The sequence below is a fragment of the Cupriavidus sp. C1SS-2L genome (assembly GCF_057073735.1).
Genome location: NZ_CP172708.1, coordinates 676,641 through 696,682, shown reverse-complemented (window position 1 = coordinate 696,682; position 20,042 = coordinate 676,641). Strand labels below are relative to the sequence as shown.

Genomic DNA, 20,042 nt, shown 5'->3' with positions numbered 1-20,042 from the left:
ACGAAAACGGCCAGCCGCTCGGGCTGGCCGTCAAGTCGACGTTCAGAGTGCGGCGAACTGCTGCCGCAGCACGTTCTTCTGCACCTTGCCCATCGTGTTGCGCGGCAGCTCTTCCACCACGTGGACGCGCTTGGGCACCTTGAAGTTGGCGATGCGGCCCTTGAGCGTGCCGATCAGCTCGGTCTCATCCAGGTCGACACCTGGCTTCTTCACCACGACCGCCACCACAGCCTCGCCGAAGTCGGCATGCGGCACGCCGATCACCGCGCTTTCCGCCACGCCCGGCATCTCGTCGATAAAGCTCTCGATTTCCTTCGGGTACACGTTGTAGCCGCCGGAAATGATCAGGTCCTTGCTGCGGCCGACGATGGTCACGTAGTTGTCAGGCACCCGACGCTCGCCCGCCTGACTGACGATCGCGCCGCCGAAACGGCCCACGTCGCCGGTCTTGAACCAGCCATCCGACGTGAATTCTTCCTTCGTCTTCTCAGGCATGCGCCAGTAGCCCTTGAACACGTTCGGGCCCTTGACCTCGATATTGCCGATCTCGCCGATCGCGCTGGGCTTGCCTTCGCCATCGACCACGCGCACCGACACGCCCGGCAGCGGCACGCCGACCGTGCCACCGATGCGCTCTCCAAGCGCGCTGTCGTACGGATTGGAAACCAGCATCACGGTCTCGCTCATGCCGTAGCGCTCGAGGATCGTGTGGCCCGTGCGCTTGCGGAATTCCTCGAATGTTTCGAGCAGCAGCGGTGCCGAGCCCGACACAAACAGCCGCATGCGGCGGCAGGTGTCATCGTCAAAGCGCGGCTCCTGCAGCATGCGCACGTAGTAGGTCGGCACGCCCATCATCACCGTGGAACGCGGCAGGAATTTGAGCACCTGCGCCATGTCGAGCTTCGGCGCCCAGATCATCTTGGCACCAGCCAGCAGCGCACCGTGCGACGCCACGAACAGGCCGTGCACGTGGAAGATCGGCAGCATGTGCAGCAGCACGTCGTCGCTGCGCCAGCCCCAGTATTCGTGCAGCGTCTGCGCGTTGGCCGACAGGTTGCCATGCGTGAGCATCGCGCCCTTGCTGCGGCCCGTGGTCCCGGAGGTATAGAGGATGGCCGCGAGGTCATCTTCCGTGCGCTGCACGGTCTCGAACGTATCGGGCCGGGCCGCGGCGCGCGACAGCAGCGAGCCCGATCGGTCTTCGTCGAGCGTGAAGACATAGCTGGTGCCGTGGCGGAATGCCACCTTCGACACCCAGGCGAAATTCTTGCTGCTGCAGACGACCACCGACGGCTCGGCATTGCCGATGAAGTAGTCGATCTCCGCTTCCTGGTACGCCGTGTTCAACGGCAGGTAGACATAGCCCGCGCGCAGCGTGGCCAGGTACAGGAACAGCGCTTCGGGCGATTTTTCCACCTGCACGGCCACGCGTGCGCCTTCGGGCAGGCCGAGGCCGGCCAGCAGGTTCGCGAGCTTGGCGGTGGCGCGGTCAAGGTCGTCCCAGCTGTAGTACAGGCCGTCGTGCGTTTCGATGCAGCAGGCGGTACGGTCGGCGGGAAAGCGGGTTTCGAACAGTGCGAACAGATTGGCGTTCATGGTGCGGATGAAGACGGTAGCTTCCGGATCCGGGCTCCGGGCGCGTGTGAGCGATGGACGATTGTAATCGGGAAATCTGGCAACGAAATGCGCTACTTCCCTTCGAATTGCGGCGGCCGGCGCGCAAGGAACGCGGCCACGCCCTCGGCATGGTCTCCGCCTTCGGCATAGGCAAAGTGCGCGTCGAGCTCCTCGGCATTCAGCGGTTGCGGCTGCGGCGAAAGCCGCCGGATCGTGGCCTTGTTGATGCGCGCCGCGGCCGGGGCACCGGCCGTGATGCGGCGCACGGCGGCGTCGACTTCCGCCGCCAGTGCGCCAGCCGGCACAACGCGTGTCAGCAGGCCTTTGTCGCGTGCTTCGGCTGCATCGAAGACACGGCCCTCAAGCAGGATCTCGAGCGCGACGGCGCGACCGGCGAGCGCCAGCAGGCCTTGCAGTTCGCCCGGCGCCATCGGGAAACCGAGCCGGTTGATCGGCACTCCGAAGCGGCTGTTATCCGCAGCGATGCGCAGGTCACAATGGCAGGCGATCTCCAGTCCACCACCGACACATACGCCCTCGATCTTCGCAACGGTCGGGTGCAGGCAATTGGCAATGGCTTGCAGCGCCGGAGCGATGATCTCCATGTGGTAGCGGCGTACCGCAGCCTCATCGCCACGCACCACTGGAAACTCGGCAATGTCGGCGCCAGCGGCAAAATTGCCGTCGGCGCCGCGCACCACCACGCAGCGCAGCGAAGTATCGGCCGACAGCCGCGTAAAGCCGTCGGCCAGCGCCTGCCACATCTGCGCCGATATCGCGTTGAGCTTGCCCGAATGCGACAGCGTGACGGTGGCCGTCGTGCCCTCGACGGCGAAAAGCACAATACCGCTCATCGCTCAGTCGATCCTGGCGCCCGAGAGTTGCACCACTTGCGCCCAGCGCTTGATCTCGTTGCGCTGGAACTGGGCGAACTGCTCCTGCGTGAATTGCGGCGTTTCGGAGCCGTTGCTGATCCAGACCTGCTTGAGCTCCGGCGTGTTCAGCGCCTTCTCGGTCTCGGTGTACAGGCGGTCGACGATGTCCTTGGGCGTCCCCTTCGGCACCCACATCGCGTACCAGGTCGAGACTTCGTAGTTGGGCACGCCGGCTTCCGCGGCAGTCGGCACATTCGGGAACGCGGGCGAACGCTTGGCCGATGCCACGGCCAACGCCTTGATGCGGCCCGCGCGGATATGTTGTGCGGATGAACCGAGCCCGTCGAACATCAGGTCGACCTGTCCGGCAATCAGGTCCGACAACGCCGGCCCTGCGCCCTTATACGGGATATGCGTGATGAACGTCTTGGTCTGCAGCTTGAACAACTCGCCGGCAAGATGGTGCGATGATCCATTGCCTGCCGAGCCATAGTTCAGCTTGCCCGGATTCTTGCGCGCATAGTCGAGCAGTTCCTGCAGCGTATTGGCATGGACGCGCGTGGGGTTCACCACTATGACCTGCGGCGGCTGCGCGATGACCGTGACGGGAACGAAATCCTTCTCGATGTCGTAGTCGAGCTTCTTGTAGAACGACGGCGCAATCGCGTGGTGCGCGCCGCCGATGAAGACCGTGTAGCCATCCGGCGCGGCCTTGGCCGCTACACTGGCACCGACCGTGCCGCCGGCCCCGCCGCGGTTATCAATCACGAATTGCTTGCCCAGCTGCTTCGAAAGTTGCGCGGTCAGCGGACGCGCGAACGCATCGGTGCCGCCGCCTGCGGGGAACGGCACGATCACGGTGACCGGCTTGGACGGCCAGGTATCCGCGAGCGCCGACGGCGCCTGCCATGCCATGCCTGCGGCAATGCCAGCGACGAGGGCGGTGGCGCGCGCGCACGCGGCCAGGCTGAACTGACGACGATTCATCTTCACTGTCTCCTCTTTCTCTCGATGTGGAAAGTTGATCCCGATCCTGCGTTCTCTGTTCTCTGCTTTGTAAAGCCCGACAAAAGCCACCCTTGGAGGTCAAGGGCCAGCGGCGCCAAGACATGTGTTCCGTGACCTGACCCGAGTCACAACAGCTTCCCCACTGCACGGCTGATGCGCGGGTTGCCTTCGCCAAGGCGCGCTAGATTGTCATCCAGCGCCTCGGGCGCGTAAAGGTAATTCACCATCATGCCGCACGATTGTGTGCGGCCTTTTCGCGACATGTCTGCACCCCAGTTCAGCCGTTCCACGCAGGCGCCATTTCCCAGGTGGAAGCGAGCCACGGGGTCGGCGGGCATGGCGTGGCTGCGTTCGCGCACCAGGTAGTGAGCGGCAAGCGCGAGCGCCGTGTCACGCACGATGGCATCGTGGGAATCTGCGGGCAACGCTTCCAGCCACGCCGCGCCATCGGCCGGCACTTCGCCGTGCCGTTCTTTCCACCGTGCAATGCGCTTCTCGCCAAGCGCGCCGGCCACGCCTGCGGCGTCGAGCTTGCGCAGCCAGTCGGCAAACCCCGGAATCGGCGACAGCGTCGCGAACTGCCTGACCTTTGGAAACTCGCGCTGCAGTTCCTCGATCACGCGCTTGAGCAGAAAGTTGCCGAAGCTCACCCCGCGCAGTCCCGCCTGTGTGTTCGAGATCGAATAGAAGATGGCCCATTTCACGCGGCGCAGGTCTTCCAGCGGCGCAGCCTCGTCGAGCAGCGTCTGCACGTTGGCGGCCATGTCGGGCACGAACGCAACCTCGACGAAGATCAGCGGCTCGCGCGGGATGCGCGGATGGAAGAACGCGTAGCAGCGCCGGTCGGAATCGAGCCGGTTGCGCAGGTCCGTCCACGATGAAATCTCATGCACGGCTTCATAGCGGATCAGCTTCTCGAGCAGCGACGCCGGCGAGTCCCACGTGATGGGCTGCAACTCCAGCAGGCCGACATCGAACCAGTTGGAGAACAGCGCTTCGAGGTCCTCGTCCAGCACGCGCAGGCCCGGAATACGCCGCTGCCAGCGCAGCATGTCCGCACGCAGATGGATCAGGAAATGCAGCCCGCACGCACTGTTGCCGCGCTGGCCGTGCAACGCGGCCAGCCGCTTGAAGAAGCGGATGCGCGCATTCGACAAGGCTTGCGTCAGACCGGAACCGGCGCGTGCGGACTTGCCCGGTTTATCGGCGTCCGCCGCGCCCTCTTCCGGACCCGTGCTGCCGGCCACTTCCGCCAGCACCTCCAGCATCCCGCTGCGCACGGCTTCGTCCGCCGACTCGTACTCCGCCTGCCACGCCTGCGCCGCCGCGTTGGCATTGCTGTCGGTCAGCCGCGCGTCGAGGCACAACCGCAACTGTTCGCGCTGGCGTCGCGCCACGCGCGCGGGCAACAGCGCCGGGTCGGCGTTCTTCGCCGGGACTGGCGCGGCTTCCGCATCGCCCTTGCGGCCCCACCAGCGGCCGATCCGGGACAACAGGTTGGGGCCGGATGGTTCACTCACGCCCAGCGGGGCGCTGATCTTCTGGTCGCCGGAGTCGAGGGAGCTCATGGGGTATCCGCCTTGGTGCGTGATGAAACTGAGGAAACCGTTGAAGCATTCGGGAGCGCGTGCAGCACGGCAGTTCCGGCCTGCGCGCTGCGGTCCAGCGCCGTGAGCGCCACGCGCTGGCGCAACAGATGGGTCTTCATCAGCGCTTCCGCGCCTTCGGGATCATGCGCCTTGAGTGCCGAAAAAATGCTCAGGTGTTCCGCGCACGATTCGTTGATGCGACCCGGCAGCTTCAGGCTCTTGTGCCGCGACAGCCGCAGCACCTTGCGCAGGTCGCTGATCAGGCCCGACAGCCAGCGGTTGCCGGCCAGCCGCTGGATCGCTTCGTGAATCTGGAAATTGGTTTCGTAGTAGGCGTCGATATCGCCGGCGCCGGCATGCCGCGCCAGCTCGGCGTGCAGCCCTTCAAGCGCTTCGAGGTCCTGCGCCGTGGCATTGCGTGCCGCCTCGTAGGCACAACGGCCCTCGAGCAGCGCCATGAGCGGGAAGATCTCGTCGAGATCGCGCTCGGACAACTCGTTGACGAAGCAGCCACGTCGCGGCTCTAGCCGGACCAGACCTTCGGCGGCGAGCACCTTGAGCGCCTCGCGCAGCGGTGTGCGCGAAATGCCAAGCTGGGTCGCGAGCGTGGTCTCGTCGATCCATGCACCAGGCATGAGGGCGTGCGCGTCGATCATGCCGCGCAAGCGGTTCGCAACTTCAAGGTACAGCGCTTGCTGGATGATCCGCATGAGCCTCCGCCGAAAGCTGGGGTTCAAGGCTTCCGCGCATTGTGCCGTCAAGCCCATAATTCATAATTATGGATAACAATAAGTCACAGGCAAGGCATTTCAATGTTGCAACGCGCAAAGTCAGTGAGCGATAGAGCGATGTGGGCGAACTGCTGAGGGCAGGGATAGAGGTGCGGCGGACGGATGCCCGGCCTCCCTGCCGGCATCCGTCCGCGCCTGAAAGAAACGGCGTGTGGACTATGTCATCGCGGGTCGCTGCCGTGATGGCACCGTCCTGCGTGGGTCATGGACTTCCGGCGCTGACCCTGCGCCCCCCTTTGACGCGCACACTCGCATGTGCACGAATTTTCCCGTCTGCCTTTTTTGTCGTTCCGGCGCCCCTGTCCGTCCCGCAGGTCCTCCCTTGGCCCCGTTCATGGCGGACATCGGCATGGTCCGCTTTCTTGTAACAGCAGAGATAGCGAGTATCGTGCCACGGGCGGTAAGTTATTGTTTTTATTGACGTTGACCATGAGCAACTTGTTACAAGACGCCATCCATGTAACAGAATGTTTCTCGCTTGTTACGACCAATGTCACACTGTCGGCACGTGCAGGTTTTCGATTTCTCTTGAAGACCTTCGCATTTGTGGCGAATTTGCCAATTTGAACTGTCGTCGTATGTGGAATAAGGCACAATCGGCGCGCGCAAATTGGTTGCACGGATGAAACGACGTGGTACTGCTACCGCCATCCGACCAGGAGTCCAGACGATGCAAACCGGCAACAACAGCGCATTCCCCGCCCCACCTGAAACGCCCGACTTCGGACAGGCGCTTGCAACGCACACCGCCGCACCACAGCCGCTGCAGTTCGCCTTCACCGGCACGGGATCGGAGTATTTCCGCATCTGGATCGTCAATACGGTGCTGACCATCGTCACCTTCGGCATCTATTCCGCCTGGGCCAAGGTCCGCACGCTCCAGTATTTCTATCGCAACACCAGCCTGGATGGTGCGACTTTCGACTACCACGGCAAGCCCGCGGCCATCCTCAAGGGGCGCGCGATCGTATTCGTGCTGGCCCTGGCGTTCCAGATTGCCGGCAAGGTGGCCCCGATGCTTGCAGTCCTGCTTGCGATCGCGCTGGCGGTGGTATTCCCCTTGCTGCTGGTGCGCTCGCTGCGCTTTCGCATGGCGAATTCGAGCTACCGCGGACTGCGCTTCGCGTTCACGGGCAGCGATGCCGAGGCGTACAAGGTGTTCGTACTCTGGCCGCTGCTCACGGTGTTCACGCTCGGCGCGCTCGCGCCACTGGCACACCAGCGCCTGAAGCAGTATCAGCACAACCACACGTGCTTCGGCACCGCGCCGTTTGCGTTCAATGCGGACGTCGCCTCGTTCTATGGTGTGTACCTGCGTACCTTCGCGATGACCGTCGTGGTCGTGGTGGTAGCCGCCGTCGGCGGCATTGCCCTCGGCGTCAGTGCCGGTTCCGGCCGTGGTGCCGCGGTCTTCGCCGGCCTGCTGGGCACGCTCGGCATTTATGTGGCGCTGCTCGCCGTCGGGCCGTATTTCAATGCCGCGCTCCAGAACCTCGTCTGGAACCACACCACGCTGGCCCCGCACAGTTTCCGCAGCGAGGTGAAGGCAAGCCGGCTGTTCTATATTTTCCTGACGAACATGGTCGGTGTCGCGCTCACGCTGGGGCTGTTCCTGCCATTCGCACGGGTCAGGTCCGCACGCTACCGCGTGGAGTGCATGACGCTGATGGCACGCGGCCCGCTCGATGCCTTCGTCGCGGGCCAGGCGGAGAATGTCGGCGCGCTGGGCGATGCCGCCGCGGACTGGTACGACATCGACATCGCGCTCTGAGCCCGCGTTCGTCGCCGTGGCCGAAATGACTCACCGATGAAATTGCGCCGATGATTCCTGTCACCTACTTCGACGGCCGCTCGTCGCGGGCGCACCCGGCAACGCTTGCTGTGGATGCGGGCCAGGCCGTACTGCGCGATGCCGATGGCGCCGAACTGCGGCGCGCTTCGCTGTCGTCGCTGCGAGTATCGGAGCGGGTCCGGCGCGCCCCGCGGCTCGTGACGTTCGCGGACGGCGCGTTCTGCCAGGTCAGCGACCACGCCGCATTCGACCGGCTGCTGGCCGATACGGGACATCAGGAAGGCTGGGTGGCCCGGGCGCAGAACAGCTGGCGCATGGCGGGCATGGCCGTGGCCGCACTGGTGGCTGTGCTCGTGCTCGGCTACTACGTGCTGCTGCCGTGGAGCGCGGCCCATATGGCGCGCGCCGTGCCGCCCGCGCTGGAAGCGCAGCTTGGCCGTGCGACACTGGCCAGCCTCGACAACGGTCTGGTCGATCCGACCCGCGTGCCGCCTGCCGAACAGGCACGCATCCGTACGGGCTTCGCGTCGCTGAAGCGGCCAGAGGATCCCGGCCATGACTACCAGATCGTGTTCCGGCGCGGCGGACGCCTGGGCGCCAATGCGCTGGCCTTGCCCGGCGGCACCATCGTTGTGACGGACGAACTCGTGGGGATCGCCGGCACGGGCGCCGGCATGCTGGGCGTGCTCGCCCACGAGGCTGGCCATATCGCGCAGCGCCATGGTCTGCAGCAGGTTATCCAGGCGTCGGCGGTCGGCGCGCTGGCAGCGTATATGTTCGGGGATTTTTCGTCCGTGCTGGCAGGCGTGCCTGCCGCCATGCTGACGCTGCGCTATTCGCGCGAGCACGAACGCGAGGCCGATGCCTATGCGATCCAGATCATGCAGCGCAACCGGCTGCCGCCATCGGCGCTCGCCGATGTGCTGGTCGCGCTCGAGAACCAAAACCGCAGTGGGGACAAGAAAGAAGCCCCACCGCGTGCTCATGAGGAAGAACCCCCGCTGGACGATTTCCTCTCGACGCATCCGCACACGCGCGAACGGATCGAGGCACTGCGCGCCGCAGGCTCCTGACCGCGCGCGGGCGCGCTTTCAGGCGCCCGAATCGGTCACGGGGCGCTCCTCACCGGAACGCGCCTGCCGGCGATAGGCCCACACCACCATCGCGATGCCGATCAGGATCATCGGCAGGCTCAGCCACTGGCCCATCGACAGGTGCATCGCCAGCAGGCCGAGGAAGCTGTCCGGCTCACGCGCGAATTCCGCGGCAAAGCGGAAGCCGCCATAGCCGATCAGGAACACGCCCGACACCGCGCCCATCGGCCGCGGCTTGCGCGCGAACAGCCACAGGATGATGAACAGCGCCACGCCCTCGCCCGCGAACTGGTAGAGCTGCGACGGATGGCGCGGAATATTGTCGCCGGCCTGCGGGAAGATCATGCCCCACGGCAGGTCCGTCGGCCGGCCCCATAGTTCGCCGTTGATGAAATTGCCGATCCGACCGGCGGCCAGGCCGCACGGGATCATCGGCGCGATGAAGTCCGTGACCTCTAGCCAGTGGCGCTGGCGCAGTCGCGCGAACAGCCACATCGCCACCAGCACGCCGAGAAACCCGCCGTGGAAAGCCATGCCGCCCTCCCACACCTTGAAGATCTCGAGCGGGTGCGTGAGGTAGTACGACGGCTTGTAGAACAGCACATAGCCGAGCCGGCCGCCCAGTATCACGCCCATCACGCCGAAGAAGAGCATGTCGTCGAGGTCGCGCGCGGCCCAGCCTCGTGCCGCCATATGCGGCTGGCGAATGCGCAGGCGCCCGAACCACAGGAACATGATGAACCCGGCCAGGTACATCAGCCCGTACCAGCGGATGGCAAGCGGGCCGATATGGATGGCGACGGGATCGAATTGGGGATGAATCAGCATGGTGAGGTGGGTGGAAGTTAAAAAGGCCCGGCCGCCGCGGAGACTGAGGGTTGCGCAGATTCCGCCGAGGACAGCCCGCTCGCGATGTCGATCAGTGAACGCAGTGCCGGCGCGACGCCGGCAGCGCCTTCGCGCCAGAGCAGCCCGGTCTCGATCTGCGGCCCTGCCTCGCGTAACGCGAGGTACGACACGCCGGTACGGCGAAGGTTGCAGAGCGAGGCCGGCACCAGCGCCACCCCCATGCCCGCAGACACCAGGCTCACGATGGTCTGCATCTGGATGGCTTCCTGCGCGATCACTGGCGACAAGCCGTCGCGCGCATAGTAGCCTGTAATGATGTCATAAAAAACCGGCGCGCTTCGACGCGGGAAAATGATCAGCGGTTCGCGCGCGGCATCGCGCAGCGAAACTTTGCCATCCGCCGGCATGCTGCCATGCGCGGGCCGCCAGCCGTCCGGCACGGCCAGCACCAGCGGTTCGCGCACCAGCGGCAGGTAGGACAGGCCATGCGGCATCGCCGGCAACTGGGGGCGAATCACCAGCCCCGCGTCGATGCTGCCTTCGCTCAATGCTTCGAGCTGGACATCGCTGGTGGCTTCACGCAACTGAAGCTGGACCTCCGGATGCTGCGCGCGAAACCGCCGCAGAAGGTCGGGCAGGATGCCGTAATCGGCGGTGCTGACGAAGGCCAGCACGAGCGAGCCGATCTCCCCGCGTGCCAGCCTCTGGGCAAGCCCCGGCAACGCCGCAGCGTCAGCGAGCACGCGGCGAACCTCGGGCAGCCATTGCTGCCCGGCCGGCGTCATCATCACCGAACGGCGCGTGCGCACGAACAACTGCACGCCGATTTCCTCTTCCAGCGACTGAATCTGCTGGGAAAGCGGCGGCTGCGTCATGGCTAGCCGCGTGGCCGCCCTTCCGAAATGCAGCTCTTCCGCCACCGTGACGAAGTACCGCAGCTGGCGCAGGTCCAAAACCGCTCCTGATATGTTTTTCGACTCAATAAAGGTCAAATAATATATTTGACACTCCAAAACGCAAGTCGCATTCTTTGCGCAAACCCCCGAGCCTCAGCCGAAGAACATTCCCCGGAGACACGACCATGGCATTCAACAAACGCTCCCGCAACATCACGCAAGGTGTGGCGCGTTCCCCGAACCGCTCGATGTACTACGCGCTGGGCTACCAGAAGGAAGACTTCGACAAGCCCATGGTCGGCATCGCCAACGGCCACTCGACGATCACGCCGTGCAACGCCGGCCTGCAGCGCCTGTCCGACGCCGCGATCGACGCCGTGAAGGCCTCGGACGCCAATCCGCAGGTATTCGGCACGCCGACGATCTCCGACGGCATGTCGATGGGCACCGAGGGCATGAAGTACTCGCTGATCTCGCGCGAAGTCATTGCCGACTGCATCGAGACCGCCGCCCAGGGCCAGTGGATGGACGGCGTGGTGGTGATCGGCGGCTGCGACAAGAACATGCCGGGCGGCATGATCGCGCTCGCGCGCACCAATGTGCCGGGCATCTACGTCTATGGCGGCACCATCAAGCCCGGCAACTGGAAGGGCAAGGACCTGACCATCGTGTCGTCGTTCGAGGCCGTGGGCGAATTCACCGCCGGCCGCATGAGCGAAGAAGATTTCGAGGGCGTGGAAAGGAACGCTTGTCCGTCGACCGGATCGTGCGGCGGCATGTACACCGCCAATACGATGAGCTCGTCGTTCGAGGCGCTTGGCATGTCGCTGCTGTATTCGTCGACGATGGCCAACCCCGATCAGGAAAAGGTCGATAGCGCTGCCGAATCGGCGCGCGTGCTGGTCGAGGCGATCAAGAAGGACATCAAGCCGCGCGACATCATCACGCGCAAGTCGATCGAAAACGCCGTCGCGCTGATCATGGCCACCGGTGGCTCGACCAACGCGGTGCTGCACTACCTGGCCATTGCGCACTCGGCCGAAGTCGAATGGACCATCGACGATTTCGAGCGCATCCGTCGCAAGGTGCCTGTGATCTGCAACCTGAAGCCGTCGGGCCAGTACGTGGCCACCGACCTGCACAAGGCGGGCGGCATCCCGCAGGTCATGAAGATCCTGCTGAAGGCCGGACTGCTGCATGGCGACTGCCTGACCATCACAGGCCGCACGCTGGCTGAAGAGCTGGAACACGTGCCGGACCAGCCGCGGGCCGACCAGGACGTGATCATGCCAATCGAGAAGGCGCTCTATGCGGAGGGGCATCTGGCGATCCTGAAGGGCAATCTCGCCGAGGAAGGCGCGGTGGCCAAGATCACCGGCCTGAAGAATCCGGTCATCACCGGGCCGGCGCGGGTGTTCGAGGATGAACAGAGCGCGATGGAGGCGATCCTGGCCGACAAGATCAATGCGGGGGATGTGCTGGTGCTGCGCTATCTTGGGCCCAAGGGCGGGCCCGGGATGCCGGAAATGCTGGCGCCTACGTCAGCCATTATTGGCAAGGGGTTGGGAGAGTCGGTGGGCTTCATCACCGATGGCCGGTTCTCCGGGGGCACCTGGGGGATGGTCGTCGGCCATGTCGCGCCGGAAGCGTATGTAGGCGGCAATATTGCGCTCGTGCGGGAAGGGGATTCGATCACGATCGATGCGCACAAGCTGGTGTTGCAGGTGAATGTGTCGGATGAGGAGTTGGCTCGCCGCCGGGCTGAGTGGAAACAACCTGTTGCGCGTTATACACGGGGGGTATTGGCCAAGTTTGCTCGACTGGCGTCGACGGCCAGTAAGGGGGCGGTGACGGATTGAAGGAGAGGTTCGGGCTGGGGTATCGCTCTTGGCATGCGCCGCTGTTTCGCCGGCGTAGCCGGCGACCTACTTCTTGTCCAAGCGACAAGAAGTAGGCAAGAAAGCGTCGCTGCCGCTGGCCATCAATTCCGCGGCGGCAGTGGTTCAAACGGCTTTGGACGCCTGCCATGGTGGTCGGCCGTTCGACCCTGCTACGCGTAGGTTTTCAGCGCGGTGCCTGACGACAACCGACTTTTGAACGAGCCCCGACCACGTATAGGTACAGCGTTCCAATAGCGTCAGGGGTGGGACGCCTTCGGCTGCGCTGCGCGCACGTCGTCGTCGGGGTGCGAGTTCATCAATGTCGCTGGCGCCCGAGGTCAGTTTTCTTCTCCCTCTCTCTACTTGGCGCATCAATGCAGGGGCATCGTTACTGAGGCGTGGTTTGCCCTGAGCCTGCGTGCTCAGACTTGGGCTCTGCGCGCAGCGCAGCCGAAGGCGATCACACGATATCGCCAGCAGCAGGGGCCACGAACGCTTGCAGGGCTCGTTCAATCAGCGCTGTATTCCCGACCACGGTCGTGCCCCACGCGGCAGGCAGCCTGACGGACTCTGAAGCCCATACCCGTACAACACCCCTGGCACACTACGATAAAAATTCGCCCCTTTGGGGCAAGCCGTAAACGCGCTTTTGCCTACTTTTACCGCTCGGGTAAAAGTAGGTCGCCGGCTACGCCGGCGAAACAGCGGCGCATGCCAAGCACGCCCCCCCCAAACACCTCAATCATCCCCATCCCAAAACCCCGCCTCCCGCTCCCGTCGCACGGCGCGCCGCCGCTCACCATCGACCATCGCCTGCAGGCATTCCAGCGGCCCACCGCGCACCAGTCTGACCGGACACGCGAGCATCAGGTTTTTCGGCAAGCCGAAATCTTCGACGAGGAAACCCTTTGCATCGCGCGCGCGACCTTCGTCATCCGTATCCACTCCCACCCGTTCGCACAGCGTCCCGGCGTCAGCAAAATAACCCCATACCGGCTTCTGCAGCGCCACGGCAAACCCGACCTCGAAGACCGTGCCTGAGTCCGGCTCGCCCAGCCCGCGAAAGTCGTCGAGATTGGCCATGACCATGTCGGCGCGGCGCAGCAGCGCGATGTTGGCGTCGTAGATCCAGCGCGCGGCGTCGGGCCCTTGCAGGCCCGCCGGCACCTGCTTGTCGAGCGGATACAGCCCTTCAAAGCCGTACTCGGCGCACAGCGCCTTGAGCTTCCTGCCCCGGTCGAGGGCATCTTCGCGGAACACATCGAAACCGGCCAGGTAGAGGGTCTTCATGGCATGGGCGCATATGCGCGGCGGTGGATCGGCACGATTGCCAGCATAACGCAGCGCGCACGGCAGTGGCCGGCAAGATCGTGGGGGCTGCGCTACTATTGCCGGCCTGGGCATACAGCCCGCGCCTCTCCATTCATCGCTTCCGCTCTCCACACGTTTCATGTCCGCTATCCAGATCCTTCAGGTCGGCCCGCTCGCGCCGCAGACCAATTCCACGCTGCAGGAACGCTTCAGCGCGGCCGCGCTGTGGCAGCAGGCTGATCCGCTGGCGTGGGCGCGCGAGCACGGCGGCGAGGTGCGCGTGGTGGTGACGTCCGCGCGCCATGGCTGCACGGCGGCACTGATCGGTGCGCTGCCGAAGCTCGAGGCCATTGTCAGTTTCGGCGTGGGCTATGACTCCATCGCACTGGATGCGGCACGCGCACGCGGCATCCAGGTCAGCAATACGCCCGATGTGCTCAACGACTGCGTGGCCGACCTGGCCTTCGGGCTGCTGATCGACGCGGCGCGCGGCATTGCGCATGGCGACCGCTTCGTGCGTGCGCAGCGCTGGCCGCAAGGCGGCTTTCCGCTGACCACGAGGGTGTCCGGCAAGAAGCTCGGCATCCTGGGCCTGGGTCGAATCGGCGAGATCGTGGCGCGCCGGGCCAGCGGCTTCGACATGGAGATCGCGTACCACAACCGCCGCCCGCGCGACGGTGCGCCGTGGCGCTTCGAAGGCGACCTGAAAGCGCTGGCGGCATGGGCCGACTTCCTCGTGGTGGCCGTTGTCGGCGGCCCGGAAACTGCCGGACTGGTCTCGCGCGAGGTCATCGACGCGCTGGGTCCCAAGGGCATCCTGGTCAACGTGTCGCGCGGCAGCGTGATCGACGAGGCCGCGATGGTCGAGGCGCTGGTTGCAGGCCGGCTCGGCGGCGCGGGACTCGACGTGTTCCGCGACGAACCCAATGTCCCGCCCGCGCTGCTGGCGCTCGACAATGTCGTGCTGGCACCGCACATGGCCAGCGGCACCCATGAAACGCGCGCTGCCATGACTGCCCTTACGCTCCAGAATCTGGAAGCGTTCCTGGACACCGGCAAGGTGCTCACTCCGGTCCTGTAACCGACGCTAACCTGCGCCCTATACTGGAAAACGCCGGTTACCAGGCCGGCGTCAGGAGGCGATATGGGACGCAAGTATGTCGATTGCCGCGACTACCCGAGCGACACAAACTGTACGGTCGCGCTTAGCGCCGACAGCGAAGACGAACTGCTCGAAGCCGCGGTCCAGCATGCCGTGGCCGTGCACCAGCATCAGGACACGCCTGAGCTGCGCGCGCAGCTGAAAACCATGTTCAAGGACGGCGCTCCGCCTGCTTGAACCCGTCTGGCGCGCCAGTTCCGGCGCGCCATGTCCCTGCCCTGCAATTCCGTCCTGTGCGGCATTCGCCGCGCGTGATACCCGCCTTGTGCCTTTGCCAATACCCATACTGGCCGTGATGGCGCAACATTGACGCCTCGCTATATACAGCCTTATATTGCGCCTGACAGTACACCCCAGGCCATGCGCGCACGCGCGTGTCTCCCAGGAATCTTTCCATGCACACCTCCCGCACCGACCGTTCGCCGGGCTGGGCTTTTCGGCGCCGTGCCGTTCATGTCGCCAGCGCCGCGCTGGCCGCCCTGGCGCTGGCCGCACCGCCTGCCTTTGGCGCGGACCTCGTGGTATCGGCAGCCGCAAGCCTGACCAATGCGTTCAAGACCCTGGCCGAGTCGTACGAGAAGGCGCATCCGGAGACCAAGGTCGTGCTGAACTTCGGCGCATCGGACGTGCTGATGCAGCAGATCGTCAAGGGCGCGCCGGCCGACGTGTTTGCCTCGGCGGACCAGGAGGCCATGAACAAAGCCCAGGCCGAGAAGGTCGTGGTCCCGGCGACGCGCCGCGACTTCGCCGCCAACCAGATCGTGATGATCGTGCCGCAAGACAGCAAGCTCAACCTCGGCTCGCTGCAGGACCTGACCAAACCCGAGGTGAAGCGCGTCGCCTTCGGCAACCCGGCTTCCGTGCCGGTTGGCCGCTACACCAAGAGCGCGCTGGAAGCCGCCGGCCAGTGGAACGCGGTTTCCGCCAAGGGCGTGCTCGCGCAGAACGTGCGCCAGAGCCTGGACTACGTGGCACGCGGCGAGGTTGAGGCCGGCTTCGTGTTCGCCACCGATGCGGCGGTCATGCCCGACAAGGTCAAGGTAGCCGTGCGCGTGCCGAGCCGCACGCCGGTGACTTACCCCATTGCCGTAACCAGCGTGACCAAACAGAACGCGCAGGCGACAGCCTTCGTCAGCTATGTGATGTCGGCCGAAGGCCAGGCCATCCTGGCGCGCTACGGCTTTCAGAAGCCCTGACCGGAATCGCCGCAAGCCATGGACGCTGTCTGGGTACCACTGCTGCTGTCGCTGAAGGTCGCGGGCTGGGCTACCGCGCTCAATGCCGTGCTCGGCGTGGCGGCGGCCTACGCGCTGGCGCGCTGGCGTTCGCCGGCACGCGATGTCGTCGATGCGGTGCTGACCCTGCCGCTGGTGCTGCCGCCGACGGTGCTCGGCTACTACCTGCTGGTACTGGTGGGCCGCCGCGGCGTGTTTGGCGAGTGGCTCGTCAAACTTGGCATCGAGTTGGTGTTCACGTGGCAGGGCGCGGTGCTGGCCTCGACCATCGTTGCGTTTCCGCTGGTGCTGAAATCGGCCCGCGCTGCGTTTGAAGGTGTGGACCACCAGCTCGAGAACGCGGCACGCGTGCTGGGCGTGCCGGAAGCCGGCATCTTCTTCCGCGTGACACTGCCGCTGGCCGCGCGCGGCATCGGGGCCGGCGTGCTGCTCGCATTTGCGCGCGCGCTCGGTGAGTTCGGTGCCACGCTGATGATCGCCGGCAACCTGCCCGGACGCACGCAGACGCTATCCGTCGCGATCTACGAAGCCGTGCAGGCCGGCGACGACAACACCGCTAACCTGCTGGTGCTGGTGACCTCGGTCACGTGCATCGTGCTGCTGGTGGTGGCCGGACGGCTGGTGCCGGCCACAGCGCGCAACCCGGCGGAAATCTACGAGCGCGGACGCCTGCGGCGCACGCGCCCGGTCCAGTGAGGCACGCCATGGGCATGCAAGTCAGCATCCGCAAGCGCATGGTCTCTTCCGACCGCCAGTTCGCGCTCGACATCGCCTTCGATTCGGACAGCCGGCGCATTGCGCTGTTCGGGCCATCCGGCGCGGGCAAGAGCCTGACGCTGCGCGCGATCGCCGGGCTGCTGATGCCCGACGCGGGCCGCATCGTGCTCAACGGCCGCACGCTGTTCGATGCCGACGCCGGCATCAACGTGCGTCCGCAGGAACGCCGCGTGGCTTACCTGTTCCAGGAATACGCGCTGTTCCCGCACCTGACCGTGGGCCAGAATATCGCGTTCGGTCTCGCGAAGGGCTGGCGCAATCCGCGCCGCGGCGGCACCCATCCGGAAGCGCAGCGGTGGATCGAAGCCTTCGGCCTGCGCGAGATCGTCGGAAACTACCCGGCCGAGATTTCAGGCGGACAGAAACAGCGCGTGGCACTCGCGCGCGCGCTGGTCGCGCAGCCCGATATCGTGTTGCTCGACGAACCGTTCTCCGCGCTGGACCCGGCCCTGCGCATCCGCATGCGCGAGGAATTGCGCGCGCTGCAAGCCAGCCTGGACGTGCCGATGCTCGTGATCTCGCATGATCCGGCCGATGTGGAGGCCCTTGGCGAGCACGTGCTGGAGATTCGCGAAGGCAGGATCTACGGCAGTGGCAACACGCGCCAGCATCCGCCCGTCTACGCCCCGCTGCGAGCCGGCGTGGTCTGAACCGCGCGCAGCAGGTCCACATAGGCGCCCTCGATCAGGGCGCCCGCTTCTACCCCGAGCCGTTCGAGCAGGCCATGCGCCTCGGCCACGCCGGCCGCGACGCTTTCGTCGTCGGCCAGCACGACTTCGAGCTCGAGGAAATCGCCCAGCCCTTCCACGCGATCCAGATGCACGCGCGTGCGGCCCACCAGGTACAGCGTGCGCAGCTTGCGCACGCGTCCCACTTCGCCTTGCGCAGCCGCCAGTGCCGCACGCAGCGTATCGGGCGATGCCGTCGGCGACAGGATGTAGAAGCTTTCCTTGGGACCGGCCTGGTCGGCACGCGCATAGAAGATCAGCTGGCCGCGATCCGGCCCGAACGCGCGGAGCTTGAGCCGGCCGTTGGAGCACGGGAAAAAGGTGTCGTCCTGCTCGATCCGTTCGGGACCGCTGTTTGCCAGCGCGGCGACGCGTGATTCGATGGCGCCAATGCTGTCCAGGCGTGCCTTGATTTCTACGTTTCTTGCCATGGGTTATCTGCGTAACGGGAATGACGGACGCTCAGCGCAGCCTACCCGACCACGCCGAGGATCACGGCAGATGCCTTGAAGATCGCGAGCGCGTGCACGCCTGGCGTAAGCGCCAGCGTCTGCACGCTTTCATTGGTGACGATGGCCGCGACACTGCCACCGCCGTCGAGGTCCAGCACGACTTCGGCATTGACCGCGCCCGGCACGACACGCGACACCACGCCGGGCAACTGGTTGCGCGCGGACAGACGCAGGCCCGGGTCGGGCAGGCCGATCAGGACGGAGGACGCCTTCACCAGCGCGAACGCCTCGACGCCGGCCTGCAGTTCCAGCGTCTCGACACTCTCGTGCGTGATCGTCGACACGATGGTCTGCCCGCCCGGCAAGGCCAGCACCACCTCGTCATTGACCGCGCCGCCGCGGACGCTTTCCACCTTGCCGAAAAGCTTGTTGCGCGCACTGGTACGGATCATGAAACGCCTCATCACGTTAAGGTCTTCCGCGGCGGCATCGCCAAGGCGGCCGAGATGCGCGACGAAGCGCCGGTGTTCTTCCTCGAGCGCACGATAGGTCCGGATCAACTGCTCGGCGCGCTCGGTCAGTCGCGTGCCGCCGCCGCCCTTGCCGCCGGCGGCGCGCACCACGAGCGCTTCGCCCGCGCTGTTGTTCATGGCGTCGATGGCATCCCACGCGGCCTTGTAGCTGATGCCTACGGCGCGCGCGGCGGCCGTGATCGAGCCCTGCTCGCCAATGGCGGCCAGCAGCGCGATGCGGTCCTTGCCGCCCCAGTCCTGCGAGCCGGCGCGGAACCAGATGGCCCCCTGGAGTTCAAGCATGGCGTGAATGGCGCCGCCTTTGCGATGGCGGCGCGACAGAGTCGGAATGCGGCTATGGTAATCGCTTTGCGCCGCCAAGCCGTCCTTCGGGCTCCTGATGCACGGGGATGTACCAGTGCATGCGTCCGCCGGCAAAGACCTGCCGGTCCATCTGCCGCATCAGGCTCCACGCCATGAAACGGTCGACCGCCAGGTCCACCCACGCCCACGGACGCTCGGGATCGCCATCGCGCACGATCTCCACGGCGTTGACCGGCGCATGCCGCGCGAGCATGTCGCGCAGCATCGCTTCGGTCACGTCGCGGTGCAGGCCGCGGATCAGTATCTGCATGGCTTTCGTGGCCCTCGAACCTACGCGCGTCAGGCCATGATGTGCACGCCGCCATCCACGTACATCGTGTTGCCGGAGATGCGCCGTGCATACGGTGTGGCCAGGTAGGCCGTCGCGAAGCCGACGTCCATGATGTCGACCAGTTCGCCGAGCGGCGCACGTCCCGCGGCCTCGGCAAGCATCAGGTCAAAGTCCTTCAGGCCCGATGCCGCGCGCGTCTTGAGCGGTCCCGGCGAAATCGCATGCACGCGGATGCCTCGCGGCCCGAGTTCGTGCGCAAGATAGCGGCAACTCGCTTCCAGCGCGGCCTTGACCGGCCCCATCAGGTCGTAGTTGGGCACCACGCGGTTCGCGCCCTCATAGCTCATGGCGAACAGCGTGCCGCCTTGGGTCATCAGCGGTACTGCGCGCCGCGCCATGCGGATGAACGAGTGGCACGAGATATCCATCGCGCGCGCGAAGCCTGCCGCGGAAGAGTTGATCAGCCCGCCCTGCAGGTCTTCCTTCGGGGCAAACGCGACCGAGTGCACGACGGCATCGAGCCGGCCCCAGTCGCTGGCAATGCGTGCGAACAGCGCGTCCATCTGCGTGTCGTCCTCGACATTGAGCGGCATCAGGATCGGCGCCTGCACCGCTTCGGCCAGTGGCGCGACGTGGGGATGGGCCTTGTCGTTGAGATACGTCAGCGCGATCTCCGCGCCCAGTTCGCGGAATGCGCGCGCACATCCCCAGGCAATCGAATCGGCATTGGCGACGCCGACGATCAGCACACGCGCGCCGGCCAGCGGCGGACTCGATACTTGCACCATGGCGAACTCCCGGAAGGCTTCAGTCAGTGAT

At 65.4% G+C, this 20,042-nt stretch carries 20 protein-coding genes; 8 read left to right on the top strand and 12 right to left on the bottom strand.

Annotation, left to right across the window (positions count from 1 at the left end):
- Positions 1 to 42: 42 nt before the first annotated feature.
- From ACIGJG_RS03275 to ACIGJG_RS03255, 5 genes are all read right to left on the bottom strand, one after another.
- Positions 43 to 1,596 carry a malonate--CoA ligase gene (locus tag ACIGJG_RS03275; RefSeq protein WP_140949602.1) on the bottom strand — a complete coding sequence of 518 codons (1,554 nt, stop codon included), beginning with the start codon at positions 1,594 to 1,596 and terminating at the stop codon, positions 43 to 45.
- A 92-nt stretch (positions 1,597 to 1,688) separates the two neighbouring features.
- On the bottom strand, positions 1,689 to 2,471 hold the full coding sequence (locus ACIGJG_RS03270; RefSeq protein ID WP_140949601.1) for an enoyl-CoA hydratase/isomerase family protein: 783 nt from the start codon (positions 2,469 to 2,471) through the stop codon (positions 1,689 to 1,691).
- Positions 2,472 to 2,474: 3 nt separating this feature from the next.
- Positions 2,475 to 3,479 carry a Bug family tripartite tricarboxylate transporter substrate binding protein gene (locus ACIGJG_RS03265; protein ID WP_140949600.1) on the bottom strand — a complete coding sequence of 335 codons (1,005 nt, stop codon included), beginning with the start codon at positions 3,477 to 3,479 and terminating at the stop codon, positions 2,475 to 2,477.
- A gap of 146 nt (positions 3,480 to 3,625) precedes the next feature.
- Positions 3,626 to 5,068, bottom strand: a complete 1,443-nt coding sequence (locus ACIGJG_RS03260) for a malonyl-CoA decarboxylase domain-containing protein (RefSeq protein WP_011296832.1) — start codon at positions 5,066 to 5,068, stop codon at positions 3,626 to 3,628.
- The gene (locus ACIGJG_RS03255; RefSeq protein WP_483672745.1) at positions 5,065 to 5,799 is read right to left on the bottom strand and encodes a GntR family transcriptional regulator; all 735 of its coding nucleotides are present in this window, start codon (positions 5,797 to 5,799) and stop codon (positions 5,065 to 5,067) included. Before ACIGJG_RS03255 ends, ACIGJG_RS03260 begins: the two co-directional genes overlap by 4 nt.
- A gap of 751 nt (positions 5,800 to 6,550) precedes the next feature.
- On the opposite strand from ACIGJG_RS03255, the gene ACIGJG_RS03250 reads away from it, so the two are divergent.
- Complete coding sequence (locus ACIGJG_RS03250; protein ID WP_483672744.1) at positions 6,551 to 7,651, top strand: YjgN family protein; 1,101 nt, start codon at positions 6,551 to 6,553, stop codon at positions 7,649 to 7,651.
- Positions 7,652 to 7,701: 50 nt separating this feature from the next.
- Positions 7,702 to 8,745: a M48 family metallopeptidase gene (locus ACIGJG_RS03245; RefSeq protein WP_483672743.1), complete on the top strand. Its 1,044-nt coding sequence runs from the start codon at positions 7,702 to 7,704 to the stop codon at positions 8,743 to 8,745.
- A gap of 18 nt (positions 8,746 to 8,763) precedes the next feature.
- Here ACIGJG_RS03245 and lgt read toward each other — a convergent pair whose 3' ends face one another.
- Both lgt and ACIGJG_RS03235 read right to left on the bottom strand, forming a co-directional pair.
- Positions 8,764 to 9,594, bottom strand: a complete 831-nt coding sequence (gene lgt, locus ACIGJG_RS03240) for a prolipoprotein diacylglyceryl transferase (RefSeq protein WP_011296828.1) — start codon at positions 9,592 to 9,594, stop codon at positions 8,764 to 8,766.
- Between the two features lie 17 nt (positions 9,595 to 9,611).
- Complete coding sequence (locus ACIGJG_RS03235) at positions 9,612 to 10,568, bottom strand: LysR family transcriptional regulator (protein ID WP_011296827.1); 957 nt, start codon at positions 10,566 to 10,568, stop codon at positions 9,612 to 9,614.
- 128 nt (positions 10,569 to 10,696) lie between these two features.
- Between ACIGJG_RS03235 and ilvD the strand changes: the two genes are divergently transcribed.
- Complete coding sequence (gene ilvD, locus ACIGJG_RS03230; RefSeq protein ID WP_483672742.1) at positions 10,697 to 12,370, top strand: dihydroxy-acid dehydratase; 1,674 nt, start codon at positions 10,697 to 10,699, stop codon at positions 12,368 to 12,370.
- Positions 12,371 to 13,129: 759 nt separating this feature from the next.
- Here the strand turns inward: ilvD and ACIGJG_RS03225 are convergent.
- The gene (locus ACIGJG_RS03225; protein WP_011296825.1) at positions 13,130 to 13,681 is read right to left on the bottom strand and encodes a nucleoside 2-deoxyribosyltransferase; all 552 of its coding nucleotides are present in this window, start codon (positions 13,679 to 13,681) and stop codon (positions 13,130 to 13,132) included.
- A gap of 160 nt (positions 13,682 to 13,841) precedes the next feature.
- Between ACIGJG_RS03225 and ACIGJG_RS03220 the strand changes: the two genes are divergently transcribed.
- The 5 genes from ACIGJG_RS03220 (at position 13,842) to ACIGJG_RS03200 (ending at position 17,526) form a co-directional block, all read left to right on the top strand.
- Positions 13,842 to 14,783: a 2-hydroxyacid dehydrogenase gene (locus ACIGJG_RS03220; protein WP_483672741.1), complete on the top strand. Its 942-nt coding sequence runs from the start codon at positions 13,842 to 13,844 to the stop codon at positions 14,781 to 14,783.
- Positions 14,784 to 14,846: 63 nt separating this feature from the next.
- Complete coding sequence (locus ACIGJG_RS03215; RefSeq protein ID WP_011296823.1) at positions 14,847 to 15,041, top strand: DUF1059 domain-containing protein; 195 nt, start codon at positions 14,847 to 14,849, stop codon at positions 15,039 to 15,041.
- Between the two features lie 218 nt (positions 15,042 to 15,259).
- Complete coding sequence (modA, locus tag ACIGJG_RS03210; protein ID WP_011296822.1) at positions 15,260 to 16,060, top strand: molybdate ABC transporter substrate-binding protein; 801 nt, start codon at positions 15,260 to 15,262, stop codon at positions 16,058 to 16,060.
- Positions 16,061 to 16,078: 18 nt separating this feature from the next.
- A complete protein-coding gene (gene modB, locus ACIGJG_RS03205; protein WP_011296821.1) occupies positions 16,079 to 16,795 on the top strand; it encodes a molybdate ABC transporter permease subunit in 717 nt (238 codons plus the stop codon).
- Between the two features lie 8 nt (positions 16,796 to 16,803).
- The gene (locus ACIGJG_RS03200; protein WP_011296820.1) at positions 16,804 to 17,526 is read left to right on the top strand and encodes an ATP-binding cassette domain-containing protein; all 723 of its coding nucleotides are present in this window, start codon (positions 16,804 to 16,806) and stop codon (positions 17,524 to 17,526) included.
- Here ACIGJG_RS03200 and ACIGJG_RS03195 read toward each other — a convergent pair.
- The 4 genes from ACIGJG_RS03195 to fabI are packed head-to-tail and all read right to left on the bottom strand — an operon-like array spanning position 17,496 to position 20,011.
- Positions 17,496 to 18,035: a class IV adenylate cyclase gene (locus ACIGJG_RS03195; protein WP_011296819.1), complete on the bottom strand. Its 540-nt coding sequence runs from the start codon at positions 18,033 to 18,035 to the stop codon at positions 17,496 to 17,498. The two genes, ACIGJG_RS03200 and ACIGJG_RS03195, sit on opposite strands and share 31 nt — an antisense overlap.
- 41 nt (positions 18,036 to 18,076) lie before the next feature.
- Positions 18,077 to 18,871: a TOBE domain-containing protein gene (locus ACIGJG_RS03190; protein ID WP_483672740.1), complete on the bottom strand. Its 795-nt coding sequence runs from the start codon at positions 18,869 to 18,871 to the stop codon at positions 18,077 to 18,079.
- A 52-nt stretch (positions 18,872 to 18,923) separates the two neighbouring features.
- Positions 18,924 to 19,202, bottom strand: coding sequence for an RNA recognition motif domain-containing protein (locus ACIGJG_RS03185; protein WP_483672739.1), 279 nt, complete (start codon positions 19,200 to 19,202; stop codon positions 18,924 to 18,926).
- Between the two features lie 29 nt (positions 19,203 to 19,231).
- Positions 19,232 to 20,011 (bottom strand): enoyl-ACP reductase FabI, encoded by a 780-nt coding sequence (fabI, locus tag ACIGJG_RS03180; RefSeq protein WP_011296816.1) that lies wholly within the window; start codon positions 20,009 to 20,011, stop codon positions 19,232 to 19,234.
- Positions 20,012 to 20,042: the final 31 nt, after the last annotated feature.